Origin of the sequence: Buchnera aphidicola (Cinara confinis) (genome assembly GCF_900128735.1) — a bacterium.
Taxonomy (GTDB): domain Bacteria; phylum Pseudomonadota; class Gammaproteobacteria; order Enterobacterales; family Enterobacteriaceae; genus Buchnera_F; species Buchnera_F aphidicola_L.
Genome location: NZ_LT667503.1, coordinates 380577 through 398461 on the forward strand (window position 1 = coordinate 380577; position 17885 = coordinate 398461).

Genomic DNA, 17885 nt, shown 5'->3' on the forward strand with positions numbered 1-17885 from the left:
ATGTTTGTACTATTGTATGTTACAGAATACATAAAAAGAGTCAAGTCTTTTTTTAAATTTTTTCGTAAAAAAATTAATTATTACAACAATTTTTCATTTAATGATCTAATAAACATAATTGTACTCTGAATATTAGGCATAATCTTAAACCAAGCAAAAAAAGAATATGCAGCTTGTGCTACCAACATGCCTAAACCATCAGAAAAATTTTTTACACCATAATTTTTACATAATTTTAAAAAAGGAGTTAAATTACCATTTTTATTATACGAAATATCATAACAAAAAATATCGTGATGCAATACAGATAATGGAAAAATAGGATATGATCCATATAAACCAGATGAAGTAGCATTAATAATAATATCAAAAATCTGACTGCATTTATATTCTTCAAAAATAAAAATTTTTCCAAATTTTTTAAATTGTTTAATTAATATTTTAGACTTCATTAAAGTTCTATTAGATATATATATTAAACAATTTTCCATTAATAAATGATATATAACAGAAGTAGCCGCTCCTCCTGCTCCCAATAATAAAACTGTAGTATTTTTTTTAAAAATAAAAAGATTTTTTAGATCATATAATAAACCTAAACCATCAGTATTATCTCCAATAATTTTATTATTTGAACATTTAATTAAAGTGTTTACAGTTTTTGAAATTCTTGAAAATTTATTAATTATATGAGGTACCGAAAAAATTTTTTTTTTAAATGGAACCGTAATATTTGCTCCTATCCCTCCATTCTTAAAAAAATTAGAAATTTTTAAAAAAAAATTTTCCTCCGTACATAAACACAAAGTATATTGATAAAGCACACCTGTTTCTTTTGAAAAATATTGATGGATTAGAGGCGACAAAGACTGTTTGACAGGATTCCCAAATAAAGTAACACGTTTTATTTTCTTTTCTAAAATACTTTTTTGCAACATATGTTTATCCTATGGTATAATAAAAATAAAAAGTACAAGAAATTAGTTTTTTAAGATTAAATTTTTTTTAAAAAAAAATTAAATTATATTTAAATAAAATAAATAATTAATTAAAAATATATTTTTTTTTAAAAAAAAATTTTTATTTAATTAAACAATCTTTTTTTTAAATTTATATATAATATAGAATGCTCATCATATGTCGATAAAAAAAATTTTACAATTTCCAGACAATCGTTTACGAAAAATCGCAAAACCAGTAAAAAAAATTGGAAAAATAACAAAAAAGATCATAAGAGATATGTTTGATACTATGTATGCGAATCATGGCATCGGATTAGCAGCAACACAAATAAATATCCATCAACAAATTATTGTTATTAAAAAAAAAATACAGGACAATAAAGCTTTAATCTTAATAAATCCTACTATATTAAAGTCATCAGGAAAAATACGCATTTCTGAAAGCTGTTTATCTGTACCAAATATTGAAAAAAAAGTCAATCGTTCTTATAAAATTCAAGTAGCAGCAATTAACTGTAATGGAAAAAAAATTTTTTTAAAAGCTAAATCTCTATTAGCTATTTGTATTCAACATGAAATAGATCATTTAATAGGAAAACTATTTATTGATCATATTATATAACTCATTTCTTTATCCAAAATCATTATATTATTTAATATGTCTAAAAAAAAAACAAAAATCATTTTTGCCGGATCTAACAAATTCTCACTTCAACATTTAAAATCATTATTTTTTTCAAAATATAAAATCAGCGCTCTTCTCACTGCAAAGAATAAAAAAAAAATCTCTCCAATAAAAAAATTTGCATTACAAAATAATATACCTATATTACAACCTAAAAACTTAAAGAAAAAAAATTTTTGTAATCAAATTAAAGATATACATGCAGATATTCTAATTATTTGTGCATATGGTATGTTGATACCTAGTTCAATAATAAATTTATTTTCAAAGAAAGCAATTAATATACACGCTTCTTTACTTCCTCGCTGGCGAGGTGCTGCCCCTATCCAATGGGCAATCTTATCCGGAGATAAAAAAACTGGAATTAGCATCATTCAAATGAGTTCCGTTATCGACGCCGGCCCAATCTTAGGCACTGTCTCATGCCCTATTCTATTCAACGATACTACAAAAACAATATATAAAAAATTAACACCTATTTCAATACATGCTATGCATAATATTCTCATAAAAATTATACATAAAAATCAAATAAAATTGCATAAACAAGATGAAAGGAAAGTGACATACGCTCCAAAAATAAAAAAAGAAGATGCAAAAATTTCCTGGACTAAATCAGCAAAAGATTGTGAACGATTAATTCGCGCATTAAATCCTTGGCCTCGTTGTTATTTTATATTACAAAATAAAAACATAAAAATAATACGCGCATCAGTTCTTATAAATAATAACCAAAACCAATATAAAATAGGTGAAATTATTTGCGCTAATAAATTAGGAATACAAATATGTACTACATGTCATATTCTAAATATAGAAGAAATACAAATAGAAGGATGTATCTCTATGCATATTAGTCAAATCTTAAATTCTAAAAAAAATTGGTTTACTCCGGGAACTATATTAATGTAAAAGTAAAATTGAAAAATATTTTTATCAACTATTTTTTTCAAGAAAAATAACGGCATAAAGATGCCGTTTTTATAAAAAAATATATGTTTATAAAAAATTCCATAGATAAAAAAAATAATATTTTAACGAGAACGACCTACCAATTCAATATATGCTAAAATAGCATTATCACCTTTTCTAAAACCACATTTTAAGATACGCGTATATCCCCCTGATCTCAATAAAAAATGTGGACCTACATCACTAAATAATTTTTTTACTACTTCAATATCACGCGTACGTGAAAAAATTAATCGTCGATTAGAAACCGAATCATATTTTGAAAAATTAATTATAGGTTCAATAAAACGACGTAATTCCTTGGCTTTAGGCAAAGTGGTACGAATATATTCATATTTTATTAATGAACACGCCATATTTTTTAACATTGCTTGTAAATGACTTCTCTTCCTATTTAAAAACCGTCCACTTTTTCTATGCCTCATAATAATACCTCTCTATATAATATATAAATATATAAAAACATAGAAATAATTAATGTTCTATTAAAGCATCAGGAGGCCAATTTTCTAACTTCATACCTAAAGATAAACCTCGAGAAGCTAAAACATCTTTTATTTCAGTTAAAGATTTTTTTCCCAAATTAGGAGTTTTTAATAAATCCACTTCCATTTTTTGTACTAAATCACCGATATAATGAATACTTTCAGTTTTTAAGCAGTTAGCCGATCTAACAGTTAATTCTAAATCATCAACGGGACGCAATAAAACCGGTTCAAACTCTGGTTTCTCTTCTTTAACAACAGGCTCGCGCACCCCTCTTAAATCGACAAATGCTTCTAATTGCTCTGATAAAATCGTTGCAGCTTTTCGTATAGCCTCTTCAGGATTAATAGTTCCATTAGTTTCTAAATCAATAATCAATTTATCTAAATCAGTTCGTTGAGCAACGCGCGCCGCTTCAACATGATAAACAATTCGTTCAATGGGACTATAGGAAACATCCAAAAATAATTTTCCAATAGCGCGGTTATCATCGTAAATTTTTTTTCTTAATCCAGCCGTGACATAACCGCGACCACGAACCACCCTCATTCTCATATCGAGAGACGCTAATGGACTTGTTAAATGACAAATAACATGATCTAAATTTACAATTTCTATTGATGAATCAGCACTAATATCAGAAGCTAAAACTGGACCCAAACCTCTTTTTTTTAAAAATAAAATAACTTCATCTTTATTAAATAATTTAATCGCTACACCTTTCAAATTTAAAAGAAGCTCTAAGATATCTTCTTTCATACCTTCTTTAGGCATATATTCATGCAATATTCCATGAATCTCTACTTCAGTTATTGCGCAACCCGGCATAGACGATAATAAAATTCTTCGTAGAGCATTTCCTAAAGTATGTCCGAATCCACGCTCTAACGGTTCTAAGATAATTTTTGAATGCATCACGCTAATTTGCTGGATATCCACTAAACGTGGTTTCAAAAATTCTATTATAGAATCCTGCATTCTTTTCCTCTCTATCTTAATTATAAAAATTATTTTGAATACAGTTCTATAATTAAATGTTCATTAATATCTAATAATATATCACTACGTACTGGAATTCTTTTTAAAAAACCTTCCCATTTCTCAAAATTTATATCTAACCAATCAGGTTTTTCTCGTTGTTTCATTAATTCTAAAGCCGCTTTAATTCGTGTTTGATTTTTTGATTTTTCACAAATTGATATTTTATCATTTAATGACACCTGAAAAGACGGGATATTAACTATTCTATTATTTACTAGAACAGATTTATGGCTAATGAGTTGCCGAGATTCAGATCGAGTTGCACCAAATCCAATTCGATATACAATATTATCCAAACGACGCTCTAATAAAGAAAGAAGATTATTTCCTGAATTTCCTTTTAATTTAGCAGCTTTTTTATAATAGTTATGAAACTGTTTTTCAAATAGACCATATAAACGTCTTACTTTTTGTTTTTCTCTTAATTGAATTCCATATTCGGATAAACGTAATTTACGAGATCCATGTTGTCCAGGCGCTCTATCTATTTTACACTTTGATTCAATAGCACGAACCCCAGATTTTAAAAATAAATCAGTACCTTCTCTACGACTTAATTTTAACTTTGGTCCTAAATATTTTGCCATATTATGCCTTATTTTAAAATTTTAAAACATCATTACACACGACGTTTTTTGGGTGGACGACAACCATTATGCGGAATTGGAGTAATATCTGTAATATTGGTGATACGAAAACCAGCAGTATTTAAAGCTCTAATAGTAGATTCTCGTCCCGGACCCGGACCTTTTACCATAATTTCTAAATTTTTAATACCATATTCTTTTACAAGATCAGCGCATCTTTCTGCGGCAACTTGTGCAGCAAAAGGTGTAGATTTTCTTGATCCTCTGAATCCAGATCCTCCTGAAGTCGCCCAACCTAGTGTATGACCTTGACGATCTGTAATTGTTACGATAGTGTTATTAAAGGATGCATGAATATGCGCGATACCATCAATTATTTGTCTTTTCGCTCTTTTTTTTAAATGTGTAACTTTTGTTTTTGCCATAATGAGATAACCCTATCTTATATTTCTTTATTTTTTTATTAATTTTCTCGGGCCTTTACATGTACGTGCATTTGTTTTAGTTCTTTGTCCTCGCACAGGAAGATGTTTTCGATGACGTAATCCTCGATAACACCCAAGATCCATTAGTCTTTTCACACTCATTTTATTTTCACGACGTAAATCACCTTCTACAATAAATTTTAAAACTATCAAACGTAATTTTTCAATTTCTTGATCATTTAATGAATTCACTTTAACATGTCGCGAAATATTCATAGCCATACAAATCTTTTTAGAACGTGATAAACCAATGCCATAAATATTCGTTAATGCAATTAATAAATGTTTATGATCAGGAATATTAATTCCAGCAATACGAGCCACTTATTTTACTCCACAGTTATTAAAAATATTATTTTAATATTCTTTTAAATATAAAAAATTTATTATCTATCAAATATCTATACCAAAATAATTTTAAATTTTGTTCAATAACAAAAAATTTATCCTTGTCTTTGTTTATGTTTTGGATAATTATTACAAATGACACGAACAACATTTTTACGTCGCACAATTTTACAATCACGACATATTTTTTTAACAGATGCCCGGACTTTCATGCAAAACTCCTAAAAAACTGTTAGATATTTTTATGATCTTAAATATAAACTTGCTTTTTTTAAAACCGATGTATATTGAGTAGACATTATAAATGTTTGTATTTGAGTAATAAATTCTATAATGACAACTACAACAATTAATAATGAAGTACCGCCAAAATAAAACGGAACATGTAAAAAATAACGCATTATTTCTGGTGTTAAACAAATTAAAACTGTATATATTGATCCAATTAATGTTAACCGCAATACAATTTTGTTAATATATTTAGCTGTTTGTATTCCTGGACGTATCCCTGGTAAAAAAGCACCAGATTTTTTTAAATTCTCAGATACATCTTTAACATTAAAAATTAAACCTGTATAAAAAAAACAAAAGAAAATAATTAAAAAAATATATATAAAAAAATATAAAAAATGATTAGGGCGTAAAGAAAAAAAGAAACTAAAAAACCATTTCTTTTCATGAAAAATATTATAAAAATACGTAGCAATCATTGACGGAAAGAAAATGATACTAGATGAAAAAATTACTGGCACCACCCCTGCCATATTTAATTTTAACGGTAAATAATTACTATTTTTTAAAGATATATTACGATGTTGCTGTTGTCTAGCATAATAAACAGTAATATTACGTTGACTTTGTTCTATTACAACTACCAAATAAATAATGAAAATCATCGTAATCAAAATTAAAAAACAATTAAATATATTAAATTGATTCAAAAAAATATATTCCATAGTATTAGCTATCGATTTTGGTAAACCCGCTAAAATTCCAGAAAAAATAATTAAAGAAATTCCGTTTCCTAATCCTTTTTCTGTTATTAATTCACCTAACCACATTAAAAAAATTGTTCCTGTAACTAAACTTGTTACCGCAGGAAAATAAAATTCAAAACCTGAACGAATTATAATATTTTGCATACCTGGAATATAAGGTAAACCTATAATTACACTAAAAGATTGTACACAAGCTAAAAAAAAAGTGATGAATCTTGTATATTGATTAATTTTATTTTTTCCTAATTCACCTTCTTTTTTTAATTCTTTTAAAGAGGTACAAACGACAGTTAATAATTGAATTATAATTGAAGCAGAAATATATGGCATCACACCTAAAGCAAATATAGATGCTCTATTTAAGGAGCCTCCAGAAAACAAATTAAATATTTCTAGAATAGAATTATGTTTCTGTATTAAAAATTTTTGCAATATACTAATGTTTATACCAGGAATAGGAATAAATGATCCAATTCGAAATATTAAAATAGATCCAATTAAGAACCAAATTCTATTTTTTAAATTATGTGTATTTGCCATTTTATTTTTTCTATGAAATCAATATAATTACAGTTATAGTATTTTTTTATTTAATAAAACCACCTACAGATTGAATGCTAATACGCGCTCCCTTTGTCACTTTTAGACCGGAAATAACCACTGGAAAACAAAGATGTCCAGATTGAATAATTTTAACAAATTTTATTGTTTTTTTAATAATATTAAATTTTTTTAAAATATTTAATGTAATTTCAGTTTTTTCTTTAATTTTTGCAAGTTCTGATAATCTTACTTCAGCAGTAATAATTTGTTTTTTTGATACAAATCCAAATTTTGGTATTCTTCTATATAATGGCGTTTGACCTCCTTCAAAACCACGACGAATTTTTCCTCCTGTTCTAGATTTTTGACCTTTATGACCTCTTCCTCCGGTTTTTCCAAATCCAGATCCTATCCCTCTACAAATTCTTTTTTTATATTTTTTATGATTTAATGAACGTGATAATGTATTTAAATACATATTTTTTCCTTTTCTTTTATTTTTATCATATAACAAACTTTTTTTATCATACCTCTAATTGAAGGTGTATCTTCACGAACTACAATATCTCCAATATAACGTAAACCTAAACATCTCATAGTAGCTTTATGTTTTGGAAGACGACCAATAATACTTTTAATTTGTTGAATAACAAGTTTTTTCATATACTAGTCTCCTTTCTATATAAATAATTTAATTGATTTATTTCGTTTACGCGCAATAATCTCTGGAGATCTAATTTTCTTAAGTCCATTCATAGTAGCCCGTACAACATTCATAGGATTTGTTGAACCATATATTTTAGCTAAAATATCATGTATCCCTACAACATCTAAAATAAAACGCATAGCACCTCCTGCAATAATTCCTGTACCTGCTGACGCTGGTTTCATAAAAATACTTGACCCAGTATGTATGCCAATTACAGCATGTTGTATTGTTTTTTTAAACAACGGAATTTGAATCATACTTTTTCTTGCTTGTTCCATAGCTTTTTGAATAGCAGATGGTACTTCGCGTGCTTTACCATATCCAAAACCTACTCTTCCTTTTCCATTTCCTACAACCGTTAATGCTGTAAAAGAAAAAATTCTTCCTCCTTTTACGGTTTTAGAAACTCGATTAACTGAAATTAATTTTTCTTTTAATTCGTTATTTAATCCTTTTCTTTCAAAACTCATATATATAACCCTTATACTTAAAATATTAAACCAAATGAACGAGCTGATTCTGCCAATGATTGAATGCGACCATGATATTTAAAACCAGAACGATCGAAAGAAACATTTGTAATACCTTTTTGAAGTGCTCTTTGAGCAATTAATTCTCCCACCAAACCTGCTGAAGTTTTATTACCTGTATATAATTTTTTTTTATCAAAATACTTTTTCTCTAAGGTTGATGCATGCGCTATTACTTGTGCATTTTTATTAGAAATAATTTGTGCATATATATGTTTTGAACTTCGATGAATAATTAAACGAAAGAGAGATCTTAACTGAATATTTTTTCGTAATTTCATATAACGTCGTATACGTGAAGTATTTTTATTAATTTGACCTTTCATATTACTTCTTTTTTGCCTCTTTAATAGATATTTTTTCATTCAAATAACGTATTCCTTTACCTTTATATGGCTCTGGAATACGATACGATCGTATATTAGCTGCTACTTGTCCTACTAATTGTTTATCTGCGCCAACTAAACAAATTTCATTATTTGATGGCAAGGTAACTTTAATATATTTTGGAATAGAATATTGAATAGGATGCGAAAAACCAAGAAATAATTTTAAGATATTATTTTCTTCTAAAATTACACGATATCCTACACCAAATAATTTTAATTTTTTGGTATAACCATAGGTAACTCCAAAAATCATATTCTGTAAAATAGAGCGACATGTACCAGCTTGCATCCAACCATACGATTCTGACAAATGATTATGATGCACCGATAAAATATTTTTTTTACGTTTTATTTTAATACATTTATGAATGCGATATTTTAATAATCCTAAATGACCTGTAATAATAATTACAGGTATATCATTTAAAGATACTGATATAGCATCAGGTATAGTAATAGGTAATTTTGCAACTCTAGACATATTCTAAATCTCCAAATAATTTATTTTATTCTACGCAACAAATTACTTCTCCACCTAAATTTTTCATACGCGCAACACGATCCGTTAAAATACCGCATGATGTAGAAATAATAGCAATACCTAATCCTTGCATAATAAATGGTAAATTAACTTTTTTTCGATATTGCCTTAAACCTGGCCGACTAATACGCGAAATATTTTCAATTACTGGTTTTCCTTGAAAATATTTTAATATTATTTCTAATAATAAATGTGTTTTTTTATACACATGATAATTTAAAATATATCCTTCACGTTTTAAAACTTGAACAATATTTTTTTTTAACTTAGAAAAAGGAACTATAACAGATATTTTATTTGCTAATTGTCCATTACGAATATATGTAATCATGTCTGCTATGGGATCTTGAATGCTCATAAAGATTTTTCTCACTTCTATAAATAAAATAATATTTTTTGATAGACTATTACCAACTAGCTTTCGTTAATCCTGGTATTTCTCCTCTCATCGCCGATTCTCTTAATTTCATGCGACTTAAACCAAATTTTCTTAAAAATGCATGAGGACGCCCAGTTTGTCTACAACGATTACGTTGTCTTGATGGACTAGAATCTCTCGGTAAAGTCTGTAATTTTAACATGGCATTCCATCGATCTTTTTCTAAAGCTTGACAATCTATTATAATTTTTTTTAATTGACATCGTAATATATGAAATTTTGCAGCTAATTTAATACGTTTTATTTCACGCGCTTTCATAGATTGTTTAGCCATTTTTTTAATCTCTTATGTTTTATTCTATTAAATAAATATATTTTTTTATTTTCGAAAAGGAAAATTAAACGCTGATAATAATGCTCTTCCTTCTATATCTGATCGAGCTTTCATAGTTAATGTAATATCCATTCCTCTTATATTATCAATTTTATCATAATTAATTTCAGGAAAAATAATTTGTTCACGTATACCTAAACTATAATTTCCGCGTCCATCAAATGAACGAAGAGGCATACCTCGAAAATCACGAATTCGAGGGATAGCTATAGTTATTAACTTATCAAAAAAATCCCACTTTCTATTTCCTCTTAATGTGACTTTACATCCAATAGGATATCCTTGCCGAATTTTAAAATTCGCAATCGATTTTTTTGCTAAGGTAACAATAGGTTTTTGACCAGAAATTAACATTAAATCATTAATAGCATTATTTAATACCTTTTTATCTGCAATAGATTTTCCAAGACCCATATTTAATGTTATTTTTTTAATTTGCGGAACTTCCATCACTGTTGTATAATGAAATTTCTCCATTAACATAGGAATAACATTAATAATATAATAAGACTTTAATCGTGCGATTAACATTACAAAAAACTCCTAATTTTTAAATAATTTGATTATTTGATTTAAAGACGCGCACTTTCTTATTATTGATCCAAAGAAATTTAATTTTTTCTTTTTTATTATTTTTTTTATTAAAAAAAGCTAAATTAGAAATATCAATCAAAGATTCTTTATTTATTATACCGCTTTTTTTTTGTTTTGAAGGCGCCGATTTTTGATGTTTTTTTACCATATTAATATTTTCAACAATTGCTTTATTAATAACAGGATAAATATACTTTACAATTCCAGTTTTTCCTTTATCTCTTCCCGTTAAAACTATCACTAAATCATTTTTACGTATTTTAGCAGACATATTTTTACCTTATTTTTTATAATACCTCAGGAGCTAAAGATATAATCTTCATAAAAGATTCATTACGTAATTCTCTAGTAACTGGACCGAAAATACGAGTTCCTATTGGTTGTCCCGTACTATCATTTAAAATAACACAAGCATTTTTATCAAATCGAATTGTAGAACCATCAGAACGACTAATTCCTTTTTTAGTACGTACCACAACAGCCTTCATAACATCGCCTTTTTTCACTTTACTACGAGGAATAGCATCTTTAATCGCCACCTTAATTATATCACCAATATTAGCATATCGACGACGTGAACCTCCTAATACTTTTATACACATAGCTAATTTTGCACCAGAATTATCCGCAATATATAAAATTGTTTGCACTTGAATCATAATAAACCTCTTTATTAAAGTTATATTTCGTTATATATATAATTAAAAAAAATAAATAAATTATAAAAATAACAACGAAGACATGATATTTTTTATTAAACTATTCATGTCTCCTGAATATTAAATTATACTTTAATGTATTGATTTTTTTAATATACGGACTAATATCCACGTTTTAGTTTTAGATCTTGGACGGCATTCACAAATTTCAACTAAATCCCCAAGAGAACAAAAATTTTTTTCATCATGTACGTGTAATTTTGTCTGTTTATTAATAAATTTTTTATATATAGGATGTTTTATTCGACGATTTATTTTGACTACTATAGATTTTTTCATTTTATTACTAGTCACATATCCCTGTAAAATATTCTTTTTTTTAATCATATAACTTTTATCCGATGTGTTAATACAGTTTTTATACGTGCAATATTACATTTAACTTGTTTTATTAAATGAAATTTCTTTAACTTGCCCGAAGAAAGTTGTAAACGTAAATTTAATTTTTCTTTTAATAACCTAACTAACAATTGATTCAATTCTAAAGTATCTTTTTCATCTAATTTTTTCATACATTACATAACCGTTTTTAATATAAAAGTAGTTTTAATAGGTAATTTTGATGCAGCTAATTTAAATGCAATACGAGATTCAGCTTCAGATATACCATTAATTTCATATAAAATTTTTCCTGGTTGAATTAAAGCAACCCAATATTCAACATTTCCTTTACCTTTTCCCATTCGTACTTCTAATGGTTTTTGAGTAATCGGCTTATCCGGAAAAATGCGAATCCAAACTTTACCTTGACGTTTTATCGACCTTGTAATCGTACGACGCGCTGCTTCAATTTGACGAGCTGTTAATCTGCCCCTTTCTATAGCTTGTAAACCAAAACATCCAAAATGAATAGCATTTCCAATAGATAAACCTCGATTTTTACCTTTATGCATTTTACGAAATTTAGTACGTTTAGGCTGTAACATTCATTACTCCTACATTTGTTTACGATATTTGCGAGAAAATTTCTTTGTAGGAACAGGCGGTGATATTTCCTTTTTGGCAAGTATCATGCCCCCTAAAATTTCACCTTTATAAATCCAAACCTTGACACCAATCACGCCATACGTCGTATGAGCTTCAGCTGTACTATATTCAATATCAGCCCTCAAGGTATGTAACGGTACTCGACCTTCACGATACCATTCTCGACGAGCAATTTCTACTCCTCCTAAGCGTCCACTAACTTCTACTTTAATCCCTTCAGCACCTTGACGCATTGCACTTTGAACAGAACGTTTCATTGCTCGACGAAACATAATTCTTCTTTCTAATTGTGATGCAATATTATTAGCAACTAATTTTGCATCTAATTCAGGTTTACGTATTTCTGAAATATTAATCTGTACCGGAACTTGAGCGATTTTAAAAATTTTTACTCTAAGCTTTTCTACATCTTCTCCTTTTCGTCCAATAACAATTCCAGGACGCGCAGTATATATAGTAATTCTAATACTTTTAGATGGCCGCTCAATAACAATTCTTGATATAGACGCTTTAATTAATGTTTTTGTTAAAAAAGAACGCACCTGAAAATCACTATCCAAATAATTTGGAAATTCTTTTTTACTTGCGAACCATATGGAATCCCAAGATTTAATAATTCCTAATCTCATCCCATTTGGATGTACTTTTTGACCCATTATTATTCTCCGGAATGTATAGCAATATCAGATAATATAATTGTAATATGACTAGTTCGTTTTAAAATTCTATCTGCACGACCTTTTGCTCTTGGCATCATCCGCTTCATCACAGGACCACTATTTATAAAAATTTTAGAAACAACTAAAAATTCTTTTTTAAATCCATAATTATTACTTGCATTCGATATAGCAGATTTTAAAACTTTTGAAACTAAATTAGCTGCTTTTTTATTAACTGTTGATAAAATTTTCTTAGCTAATAAGACACGTTTTCCTCGAATAAGATTTGCAACTAATCGTATCTTTTGCGCAGAAGAACGCGCTTGTTTATGTATAGCGCATATATTCATTTGCAATCAAATCCTCTCTAATAATTTACTTTAATGTTTTTTTAATTTTTTTATCTGCAGTATGTCCGCGATATGTGCGAGTAATTGCAAATTCTCCTAATTTATGACCTACCATTTCTTCTGTAATAAAAACAGGAATATGTTGACGACCATTATGTACAGATATAGTTAAACCAATCATATCAGGGAAAATAGTTGAACGTCTAGACCAAGTCCGTATTGATTTTTTACTTTTCTTCTTTAAAGATCTTTGAACTTTTTCAAATAAATGAAAATCTATAAAAGGGCCTTTTTTAAGGGAACGCGGCATATATCTTTTTCCTATTATTTAATTCGACGACGTACAATAAATCTCTCAGTCCGTTTATTTTTTCTTGTTTTATAACCTTTTGTTTTTAAACCCCAAGGACTAACCGGATGTTTACCAAAATTTCTACCTTCACCACCACCATGAGGATGATCAACAGGATTCATAGCAGTTCCGCGTACAGTTGGACGAATACCGCATCGACGTGACGCACCAGCTTTTCCTAAAACACGTAACATATGTTCAGAATTGCCTACTTCACCGATTGTTGCTCGACATTCTATATGTACTTTTCGTAATTCTCCAGATCTTAATCGTATTGTGGCATATCTAATATCCCGAGATAAAAGTTGTGCATGACTTCCAGCTGAACGAGCAATTTGACCACCTTTACCTCGTTTCATTTCTATATTATGAATCACAGTACCTATAGGAATATTTTTAAGAGGTAATGCATTACCTATATTAATAACAGCTTTCGATCCAGATTGTATTTGATCTCCTATTTTAATGCCTTTAGGTTCTAAAATATAACTTCTACTACCGTCTTTATATAATAACAAAACAATATTTGCAGATCGATTAGGGTCGTACTCTATAGTTTTTACAATTGCACTAATTCCATCTTTTTTTCTTTTAAAATCTAATATACGATATAATTTTTTATGACCTCCACCTATATGTCGAGTAGTAATTCGGCCATGATTATTTCTACCTCCTGTTTTATTTTTTTTTTGTAATAAAGGACTATATGCTTTACCTTTAAATAAATTTTTACATACTACCTTAATAACATGACGTCTCCCTGGAGAAGTAGGTTTGCAACGTATAATTGTCATAAATACTCCTTTATAATTATTCTTTATGGCCTAAAAAATTTAAATCTTGTCCTGATTTTAAAATAATATATGCTTTTTTCCAATTATGACCTTTAACCACTTTATTATTTTTACGTTTTTTTTTTCCTTTCACTAACATAGAATTAACTTTTTTAACAGAAACTTGAAATAATTTTTCAATCGCAATTTTTATTTCAAATTTTGTCGCATTTTTTAAAACCTTTAAAATGACTGTGTTATTTTTTTGTACACTTATTGAAGTTTTTTCTGATACATGTGGTGAGACTAATACACTTAATAATCGTTCTTCAGCAATCATAAAAATAACTCCTCAATTTTTTTAATAGCTAAAGCGGTAATAATAAAATTATGATAAGAAATTAATTTTAATGGATTAATTTTAGAAATATGTACAACATCTATTTTATATAGATTTTTTGAAGCATATAATAAATTTTTATCTATATGATGTGTAATAATTAATGCATTATTAATTTTTAAAGATTTTAAAAAATCTAATAAAATTTTTGTTTTTGGTAACTCTATATCGAATTTATTAAAAATTAATAAACGATTTTGCCGAATTAATTCAGAAAAAATACTTTTTATTGCTCCGCGATACATTTTTCTATTAATTTTCTGTGTATAATCTTTTGGTTTAGAAGCAAAGGTTACACCTCCAGACCGCCATATAGGACTTCTAAAAGACCCTGCTCGTGCTCGTCCGGTTCCTTTTTGTCGCCATGGTTTTTTTCCAGATCCCGATACCTCCGCTCTACTTTTTTGAGATTTGCTACCTTGTCGTCGACTAGATAAATAGGAGTTTACTACTTGATGAATTAAAGGTTCATTAAATGCTTTTCCAAATACATAATCAGAAATTGTTAACATCTTTTCTAAATCTTGAATTTCTATTTCCATATTTTTATCAACTCCTACTATATTTTTTAACAGCTGGTTTAATTATGACATAATTTCCATTAAATCCAGGTATCGCTCCTTTTATTAAAAGAAGATGTTTTACTTGATCTATTTTAATAATTTTTAAATTTTGAATAGTCACACGCTCATGACCTAAATGACCAGACATTTTTTTCCCTTTAAAAACACGACCCGGAGTTTGATTTTGACCAATTGATCCCGGAGCTCTATGCGATAAAGAATTTCCATGAGTAGCATCTTGCATACGAAAATTCCAACGTTTTACTGTACCAGAAAAACCTTTTCCTTTAGAAGAACCGGTTATATCTACCATTTTTATTGAAGATAATAAACTTAAAGAAATTACTTGTTTAATTTTATAACGTTCGATATGATTAGTCCTAAATTCCCATAATCCACAACCAACATTTACTCCAGCTTTTAAAAAATGCCCTTTTTCTGGTTTTAAGATATGATTTTTTTTTTTCATACCTGTGGTTACTTGTACTGCATTATAAGAATCAGTACGAAAAAATTTAATTTGTGTTATAATATTTTCTAAAACTTCAATTACGGAGACAGGAACTGACATACCATCATCTAAAAAAATGCGAGTCATTCCTATTTTTTTACCAACTAAACCTATCATATCATGTATACCTTTATGATTGAATATATAAAAATGAAATAAAACTCTCTATTTCCCTAAGCTAATTTGTACATCTACTCCAGCCGCTAAATCTAATCTCATTAATGCATCAACTGTTTTTTCCGTTGGCTGTACAATATCTATCAATCTTTTATGCGTACGAATTTCATATTGATCACGAGCATCTTTGTTTACATGTGGAGAAACTAAAATAGTAAATCTTTCCTTACGAGTTGGTAAAGGAATAGGACCTCTAACCTGTGCCCCTGTACGTTTAGCAGTATCTACAATTTCTATGGTAGATTGATCTATTAAACGATGATCAAATGCTTTTAAACGTATCCGGATTCTTTGATTTGACATACACTAAAAAACTCCCTAAAAAAGAGAAAATATACAAAATATATATGTTCTATAATTTTTTTAAATTAAAAAATAATATAAGATATTTAATAAAAAATATTTGTGTTAATATTCTTATTGCAATCAAATACTTCAAAAAATTTATTTTTATGTCAAGATAAGAGCTGTTGAACTCCAATCTTGACGTATTCAAGATATATTAATAAATAAAAAAAATTTACAATAATATTACTCAAGTACTTTTACAACAACACCTGCTCCTACAGTACGACCGCCTTCTCGAATTGCAAAACGTAATCCATCTGCCATAGCAATTGGATGTATTAATGTCACAATCATTTTAATATTATCGCCCGGCATAACCATTTCAATATCTTCAGGTAATTCAATAAAACCAGTCACATCTGTTGTACGAAAATAAAATTGAGGACGGTATCCTTTAAAAAAAGGTGTATGTCGACCCCCTTCTTCTTTTGATAAAATATATACTTCTGACTCGAATTTAATATGAGGATGAATTGTTCCAGGTTTAGCTAATACTTGTCCTCGCTCAATATCTTCTCTTTTAGTGCCTCTTAACAAAATTCCTACATTTTCTCCTGCGCGACCTTCGTCTAATAATTTACGAAACATTTCCACACCAGTACAAATTGTTTTAGTTGTAGCTCGAATCCCCACTATTTCTACTTCTTCACCGACCTTTACAATGCCACGTTCTATACGTCCTGTAACTACGGTTCCACGTCCAGAAATAGAAAAAACATCTTCAATTGGTAATAAAAATGGTGCATCAATAGTTCTAATAGGTACAGGAATATACGAATCCAAAGCAGCTGCAAGATCAATAATTTTATCTTCCCAGATTTTTTCACCTTCTAATGCCTTTAAAGCTGAACCGCGAATAATCGGAATATCATCACCTGGAAAATCATATTGAGTTAATAAATCACGAACCTCCATTTCCACTAACTCTAATAATTCTTCATCATCCACCATATCGCATTTATTTAAAAAAACAATTATATGCGGTACTCCTACTTGTCGACCTAATAAAATATGTTCTCTTGTTTGTGGCATAGGTCCGTCTGTAGCAGCAACTACTAAAATCGCTCCATCCATTTGCGCTGCACCAGTAATCATATTTTTAATATAATCCGCATGACCCGGACAATCTACATGAGCATAGTGTCTAACATTAGTATCATATTCTACGTGCGATGTATTAATAGTAATGCCTCTTGCTTTTTCTTCGGGAGCATTATCAATTTGTTCAAATGCACAGGCATGTCCACCAAACTTTTTAGATAAAACAGTCGTAATAGCTGCTGTTAATGTTGTTTTGCCATGATCTACATGACCAATAGTACCTACATTAATATGTGGTTTTGAACGAGTAAATTTTTTTTTAGACACAGTTAAATTTCCTTCTTTAATTTTTTATAAACCTC

Annotated in this window: 32 protein-coding genes; 2 read left to right on the forward strand and 30 right to left on the reverse strand. The window is 28.4% G+C overall.

The window, feature by feature from the left end; translation table 11 throughout:
• Nucleotides 1-80 precede the first annotated feature (80 nt).
• Nucleotides 81-938: a shikimate dehydrogenase gene (aroE, locus tag APCICONF2801_RS01640; RefSeq protein WP_082252734.1), complete on the reverse strand. Its 858-nt coding sequence runs from the start codon at nt 936-938 to the stop codon at nt 81-83.
• A 199-nt stretch (nt 939-1137) separates the two neighbouring features.
• Between aroE and def the strand changes: the two genes are divergently transcribed.
• Nucleotides 1138-1584 carry a peptide deformylase gene (gene def, locus APCICONF2801_RS01645; RefSeq protein WP_075432120.1) on the forward strand — a complete coding sequence of 149 codons (447 nt, stop codon included), beginning with the start codon at nt 1138-1140 and terminating at the stop codon, nt 1582-1584.
• 36 nt (nt 1585-1620) lie between these two features.
• Nucleotides 1621-2559 carry a methionyl-tRNA formyltransferase gene (fmt, locus tag APCICONF2801_RS01650; protein ID WP_075432123.1) on the forward strand — a complete coding sequence of 313 codons (939 nt, stop codon included), beginning with the start codon at nt 1621-1623 and terminating at the stop codon, nt 2557-2559.
• 122 nt (nt 2560-2681) lie between these two features.
• Here the strand turns inward: fmt and rplQ are convergent, their stop codons facing one another.
• From rplQ to tuf, 29 genes are all read right to left on the reverse strand, one after another.
• Nucleotides 2682-3044: a 50S ribosomal protein L17 gene (gene rplQ / locus APCICONF2801_RS01655; RefSeq protein ID WP_075432126.1), complete on the reverse strand. Its 363-nt coding sequence runs from the start codon at nt 3042-3044 to the stop codon at nt 2682-2684.
• Nucleotides 3045-3093: 49 nt separating this feature from the next.
• Nucleotides 3094-4083: a DNA-directed RNA polymerase subunit alpha gene (locus APCICONF2801_RS01660; RefSeq protein ID WP_075432128.1), complete on the reverse strand. Its 990-nt coding sequence runs from the start codon at nt 4081-4083 to the stop codon at nt 3094-3096.
• A gap of 29 nt (nt 4084-4112) precedes the next feature.
• Nucleotides 4113-4733, reverse strand: coding sequence for a 30S ribosomal protein S4 (gene rpsD, locus APCICONF2801_RS01665; RefSeq protein ID WP_075432131.1), 621 nt, complete (start codon nt 4731-4733; stop codon nt 4113-4115).
• A 32-nt stretch (nt 4734-4765) separates the two neighbouring features.
• A complete protein-coding gene (rpsK, locus tag APCICONF2801_RS01670) occupies nt 4766-5158 on the reverse strand; it encodes a 30S ribosomal protein S11 (RefSeq protein WP_075432134.1) in 393 nt (130 codons plus the stop codon).
• Nucleotides 5159-5185: 27 nt separating this feature from the next.
• On the reverse strand, nt 5186-5542 hold the full coding sequence (gene rpsM / locus APCICONF2801_RS01675; protein ID WP_075432137.1) for a 30S ribosomal protein S13: 357 nt from the start codon (nt 5540-5542) through the stop codon (nt 5186-5188).
• Nucleotides 5543-5661: 119 nt separating this feature from the next.
• Complete coding sequence (gene rpmJ / locus APCICONF2801_RS01680) at nt 5662-5778, reverse strand: 50S ribosomal protein L36 (RefSeq protein ID WP_075432140.1); 117 nt, start codon at nt 5776-5778, stop codon at nt 5662-5664.
• Between the two features lie 30 nt (nt 5779-5808).
• Nucleotides 5809-7104, reverse strand: coding sequence for a preprotein translocase subunit SecY (gene secY / locus APCICONF2801_RS01685; protein WP_075432142.1), 1296 nt, complete (start codon nt 7102-7104; stop codon nt 5809-5811).
• 46 nt (nt 7105-7150) lie between these two features.
• Nucleotides 7151-7585: a 50S ribosomal protein L15 gene (rplO, locus tag APCICONF2801_RS01690; RefSeq protein ID WP_075432431.1), complete on the reverse strand. Its 435-nt coding sequence runs from the start codon at nt 7583-7585 to the stop codon at nt 7151-7153.
• Nucleotides 7576-7770 carry a 50S ribosomal protein L30 gene (rpmD, locus tag APCICONF2801_RS01695; RefSeq protein WP_075432234.1) on the reverse strand — a complete coding sequence of 65 codons (195 nt, stop codon included), beginning with the start codon at nt 7768-7770 and terminating at the stop codon, nt 7576-7578. The genes rplO and rpmD overlap by 10 nt, the downstream gene beginning before the upstream one ends.
• 15 nt (nt 7771-7785) lie before the next feature.
• Nucleotides 7786-8286, reverse strand: coding sequence for a 30S ribosomal protein S5 (rpsE, locus tag APCICONF2801_RS01700; RefSeq protein ID WP_075432237.1), 501 nt, complete (start codon nt 8284-8286; stop codon nt 7786-7788).
• 17 nt (nt 8287-8303) lie between these two features.
• On the reverse strand, nt 8304-8672 hold the full coding sequence (gene rplR / locus APCICONF2801_RS01705) for a 50S ribosomal protein L18 (RefSeq protein WP_075432433.1): 369 nt from the start codon (nt 8670-8672) through the stop codon (nt 8304-8306).
• Between the two features lies 1 nt (nt 8673).
• On the reverse strand, nt 8674-9216 hold the full coding sequence (gene rplF / locus APCICONF2801_RS01710) for a 50S ribosomal protein L6 (RefSeq protein ID WP_075432238.1): 543 nt from the start codon (nt 9214-9216) through the stop codon (nt 8674-8676).
• A gap of 25 nt (nt 9217-9241) precedes the next feature.
• Entirely contained in the window at nt 9242-9634 is a 393-nt protein-coding gene (gene rpsH, locus APCICONF2801_RS01715) for a 30S ribosomal protein S8 (RefSeq protein ID WP_075432240.1), read from the reverse strand.
• Nucleotides 9635-9683: 49 nt separating this feature from the next.
• Nucleotides 9684-9989, reverse strand: coding sequence for a 30S ribosomal protein S14 (rpsN, locus tag APCICONF2801_RS01720; RefSeq protein ID WP_075432242.1), 306 nt, complete (start codon nt 9987-9989; stop codon nt 9684-9686).
• Nucleotides 9990-10034: 45 nt separating this feature from the next.
• Nucleotides 10035-10574: a 50S ribosomal protein L5 gene (rplE, locus tag APCICONF2801_RS01725; protein ID WP_075432436.1), complete on the reverse strand. Its 540-nt coding sequence runs from the start codon at nt 10572-10574 to the stop codon at nt 10035-10037.
• A gap of 25 nt (nt 10575-10599) precedes the next feature.
• On the reverse strand, nt 10600-10914 hold the full coding sequence (gene rplX, locus APCICONF2801_RS01730) for a 50S ribosomal protein L24 (RefSeq protein WP_075432244.1): 315 nt from the start codon (nt 10912-10914) through the stop codon (nt 10600-10602).
• Between the two features lie 16 nt (nt 10915-10930).
• Nucleotides 10931-11302, reverse strand: coding sequence for a 50S ribosomal protein L14 (rplN, locus tag APCICONF2801_RS01735; RefSeq protein ID WP_075432245.1), 372 nt, complete (start codon nt 11300-11302; stop codon nt 10931-10933).
• A 132-nt stretch (nt 11303-11434) separates the two neighbouring features.
• Nucleotides 11435-11689 carry a 30S ribosomal protein S17 gene (gene rpsQ, locus APCICONF2801_RS01740; protein WP_075432247.1) on the reverse strand — a complete coding sequence of 85 codons (255 nt, stop codon included), beginning with the start codon at nt 11687-11689 and terminating at the stop codon, nt 11435-11437.
• Nucleotides 11686-11874 (reverse strand): 50S ribosomal protein L29, encoded by a 189-nt coding sequence (rpmC, locus tag APCICONF2801_RS01745; RefSeq protein ID WP_075432249.1) that lies wholly within the window; start codon nt 11872-11874, stop codon nt 11686-11688. Before rpmC ends, rpsQ begins: the two co-directional genes overlap by 4 nt.
• Before the next feature lie 3 nt (nt 11875-11877).
• Nucleotides 11878-12288, reverse strand: coding sequence for a 50S ribosomal protein L16 (rplP, locus tag APCICONF2801_RS01750; RefSeq protein WP_075432251.1), 411 nt, complete (start codon nt 12286-12288; stop codon nt 11878-11880).
• A 9-nt stretch (nt 12289-12297) separates the two neighbouring features.
• Nucleotides 12298-13005 (reverse strand): 30S ribosomal protein S3, encoded by a 708-nt coding sequence (gene rpsC, locus APCICONF2801_RS01755; RefSeq protein WP_075432253.1) that lies wholly within the window; start codon nt 13003-13005, stop codon nt 12298-12300.
• A 2-nt stretch (nt 13006-13007) separates the two neighbouring features.
• A complete protein-coding gene (gene rplV, locus APCICONF2801_RS01760; RefSeq protein ID WP_075432255.1) occupies nt 13008-13358 on the reverse strand; it encodes a 50S ribosomal protein L22 in 351 nt (116 codons plus the stop codon).
• Nucleotides 13359-13383: 25 nt separating this feature from the next.
• Entirely contained in the window at nt 13384-13668 is a 285-nt protein-coding gene (gene rpsS / locus APCICONF2801_RS01765; RefSeq protein WP_075432257.1) for a 30S ribosomal protein S19, read from the reverse strand.
• Nucleotides 13669-13682: 14 nt separating this feature from the next.
• On the reverse strand, nt 13683-14504 hold the full coding sequence (gene rplB, locus APCICONF2801_RS01770; RefSeq protein WP_075432260.1) for a 50S ribosomal protein L2: 822 nt from the start codon (nt 14502-14504) through the stop codon (nt 13683-13685).
• 16 nt (nt 14505-14520) lie between these two features.
• Entirely contained in the window at nt 14521-14823 is a 303-nt protein-coding gene (gene rplW / locus APCICONF2801_RS01775) for a 50S ribosomal protein L23 (protein ID WP_075432263.1), read from the reverse strand.
• On the reverse strand, nt 14820-15425 hold the full coding sequence (gene rplD / locus APCICONF2801_RS01780) for a 50S ribosomal protein L4 (protein ID WP_075432266.1): 606 nt from the start codon (nt 15423-15425) through the stop codon (nt 14820-14822). The genes rplW and rplD overlap by 4 nt, the downstream gene beginning before the upstream one ends.
• A gap of 7 nt (nt 15426-15432) precedes the next feature.
• Nucleotides 15433-16074, reverse strand: coding sequence for a 50S ribosomal protein L3 (gene rplC, locus APCICONF2801_RS01785; protein ID WP_075432269.1), 642 nt, complete (start codon nt 16072-16074; stop codon nt 15433-15435).
• Nucleotides 16075-16122: 48 nt separating this feature from the next.
• Entirely contained in the window at nt 16123-16437 is a 315-nt protein-coding gene (gene rpsJ, locus APCICONF2801_RS01790) for a 30S ribosomal protein S10 (protein WP_075432272.1), read from the reverse strand.
• A gap of 228 nt (nt 16438-16665) precedes the next feature.
• On the reverse strand, nt 16666-17850 hold the full coding sequence (gene tuf / locus APCICONF2801_RS01795) for an elongation factor Tu (protein WP_075432275.1): 1185 nt from the start codon (nt 17848-17850) through the stop codon (nt 16666-16668).
• Nucleotides 17851-17885 lie beyond the last annotated feature (35 nt).

Coding starts and splice junctions, on each gene's coding strand:
- APCICONF2801_RS01660 (WP_075432128.1), bottom strand. CDS start 4,083: ATGCAGGATTCTATAATAGAATTTTTGAAACCACGTTTAGTGGATATC.
- rpmC (WP_075432249.1), bottom strand. CDS start 11,874: ATGAAAAAATTAGATGAAAAAGATACTTTAGAATTGAATCAATTGTTA.
- def (WP_075432120.1), top strand. CDS start 1,138: ATGTCGATAAAAAAAATTTTACAATTTCCAGACAATCGTTTACGAAAA.
- rpsK (WP_075432134.1), bottom strand. CDS start 5,158: ATGGCAAAAACAAAAGTTACACATTTAAAAAAAAGAGCGAAAAGACAA.
- rplD (WP_075432266.1), bottom strand. CDS start 15,425: ATGGAAATAGAAATTCAAGATTTAGAAAAGATGTTAACAATTTCTGAT.
- rplO (WP_075432431.1), bottom strand. CDS start 7,585: ATGTATTTAAATACATTATCACGTTCATTAAATCATAAAAAATATAAA.
- rplR (WP_075432433.1), bottom strand. CDS start 8,672: ATGAAAGGTCAAATTAATAAAAATACTTCACGTATACGACGTTATATG.
- secY (WP_075432142.1), bottom strand. CDS start 7,104: ATGGCAAATACACATAATTTAAAAAATAGAATTTGGTTCTTAATTGGA.
- rplB (WP_075432260.1), bottom strand. CDS start 14,504: ATGACAATTATACGTTGCAAACCTACTTCTCCAGGGAGACGTCATGTT.
- rpsS (WP_075432257.1), bottom strand. CDS start 13,668: ATGCCGCGTTCCCTTAAAAAAGGCCCTTTTATAGATTTTCATTTATTT.
- rplP (WP_075432251.1), bottom strand. CDS start 12,288: ATGTTACAGCCTAAACGTACTAAATTTCGTAAAATGCATAAAGGTAAA.
- rplW (WP_075432263.1), bottom strand. CDS start 14,823: ATGATTGCTGAAGAACGATTATTAAGTGTATTAGTCTCACCACATGTA.
- rplN (WP_075432245.1), bottom strand. CDS start 11,302: ATGATTCAAGTGCAAACAATTTTATATATTGCGGATAATTCTGGTGCA.
- rplF (WP_075432238.1), bottom strand. CDS start 9,216: ATGTCTAGAGTTGCAAAATTACCTATTACTATACCTGATGCTATATCA.
- rpsD (WP_075432131.1), bottom strand. CDS start 4,733: ATGGCAAAATATTTAGGACCAAAGTTAAAATTAAGTCGTAGAGAAGGT.
- rpmJ (WP_075432140.1), bottom strand. CDS start 5,778: ATGAAAGTCCGGGCATCTGTTAAAAAAATATGTCGTGATTGTAAAATT.
- fmt (WP_075432123.1), top strand. CDS start 1,621: ATGTCTAAAAAAAAAACAAAAATCATTTTTGCCGGATCTAACAAATTC.
- rplC (WP_075432269.1), bottom strand. CDS start 16,074: ATGATAGGTTTAGTTGGTAAAAAAATAGGAATGACTCGCATTTTTTTA.
- rpsC (WP_075432253.1), bottom strand. CDS start 13,005: ATGGGTCAAAAAGTACATCCAAATGGGATGAGATTAGGAATTATTAAA.
- rplV (WP_075432255.1), bottom strand. CDS start 13,358: ATGAATATATGCGCTATACATAAACAAGCGCGTTCTTCTGCGCAAAAG.
- rpsH (WP_075432240.1), bottom strand. CDS start 9,634: ATGAGCATTCAAGATCCCATAGCAGACATGATTACATATATTCGTAAT.
- rplX (WP_075432244.1), bottom strand. CDS start 10,914: ATGTCTGCTAAAATACGTAAAAATGATTTAGTGATAGTTTTAACGGGA.
- aroE (WP_082252734.1), bottom strand. CDS start 938: ATGTTGCAAAAAAGTATTTTAGAAAAGAAAATAAAACGTGTTACTTTA.
- rpsQ (WP_075432247.1), bottom strand. CDS start 11,689: ATGATTAAAAAAAAGAATATTTTACAGGGATATGTGACTAGTAATAAA.
- rplQ (WP_075432126.1), bottom strand. CDS start 3,044: ATGAGGCATAGAAAAAGTGGACGGTTTTTAAATAGGAAGAGAAGTCAT.
- rpsJ (WP_075432272.1), bottom strand. CDS start 16,437: ATGTCAAATCAAAGAATCCGGATACGTTTAAAAGCATTTGATCATCGT.
- rpsE (WP_075432237.1), bottom strand. CDS start 8,286: ATGAGTTTTGAAAGAAAAGGATTAAATAACGAATTAAAAGAAAAATTA.
- rpsN (WP_075432242.1), bottom strand. CDS start 9,989: ATGGCTAAACAATCTATGAAAGCGCGTGAAATAAAACGTATTAAATTA.
- rpmD (WP_075432234.1), bottom strand. CDS start 7,770: ATGAAAAAACTTGTTATTCAACAAATTAAAAGTATTATTGGTCGTCTT.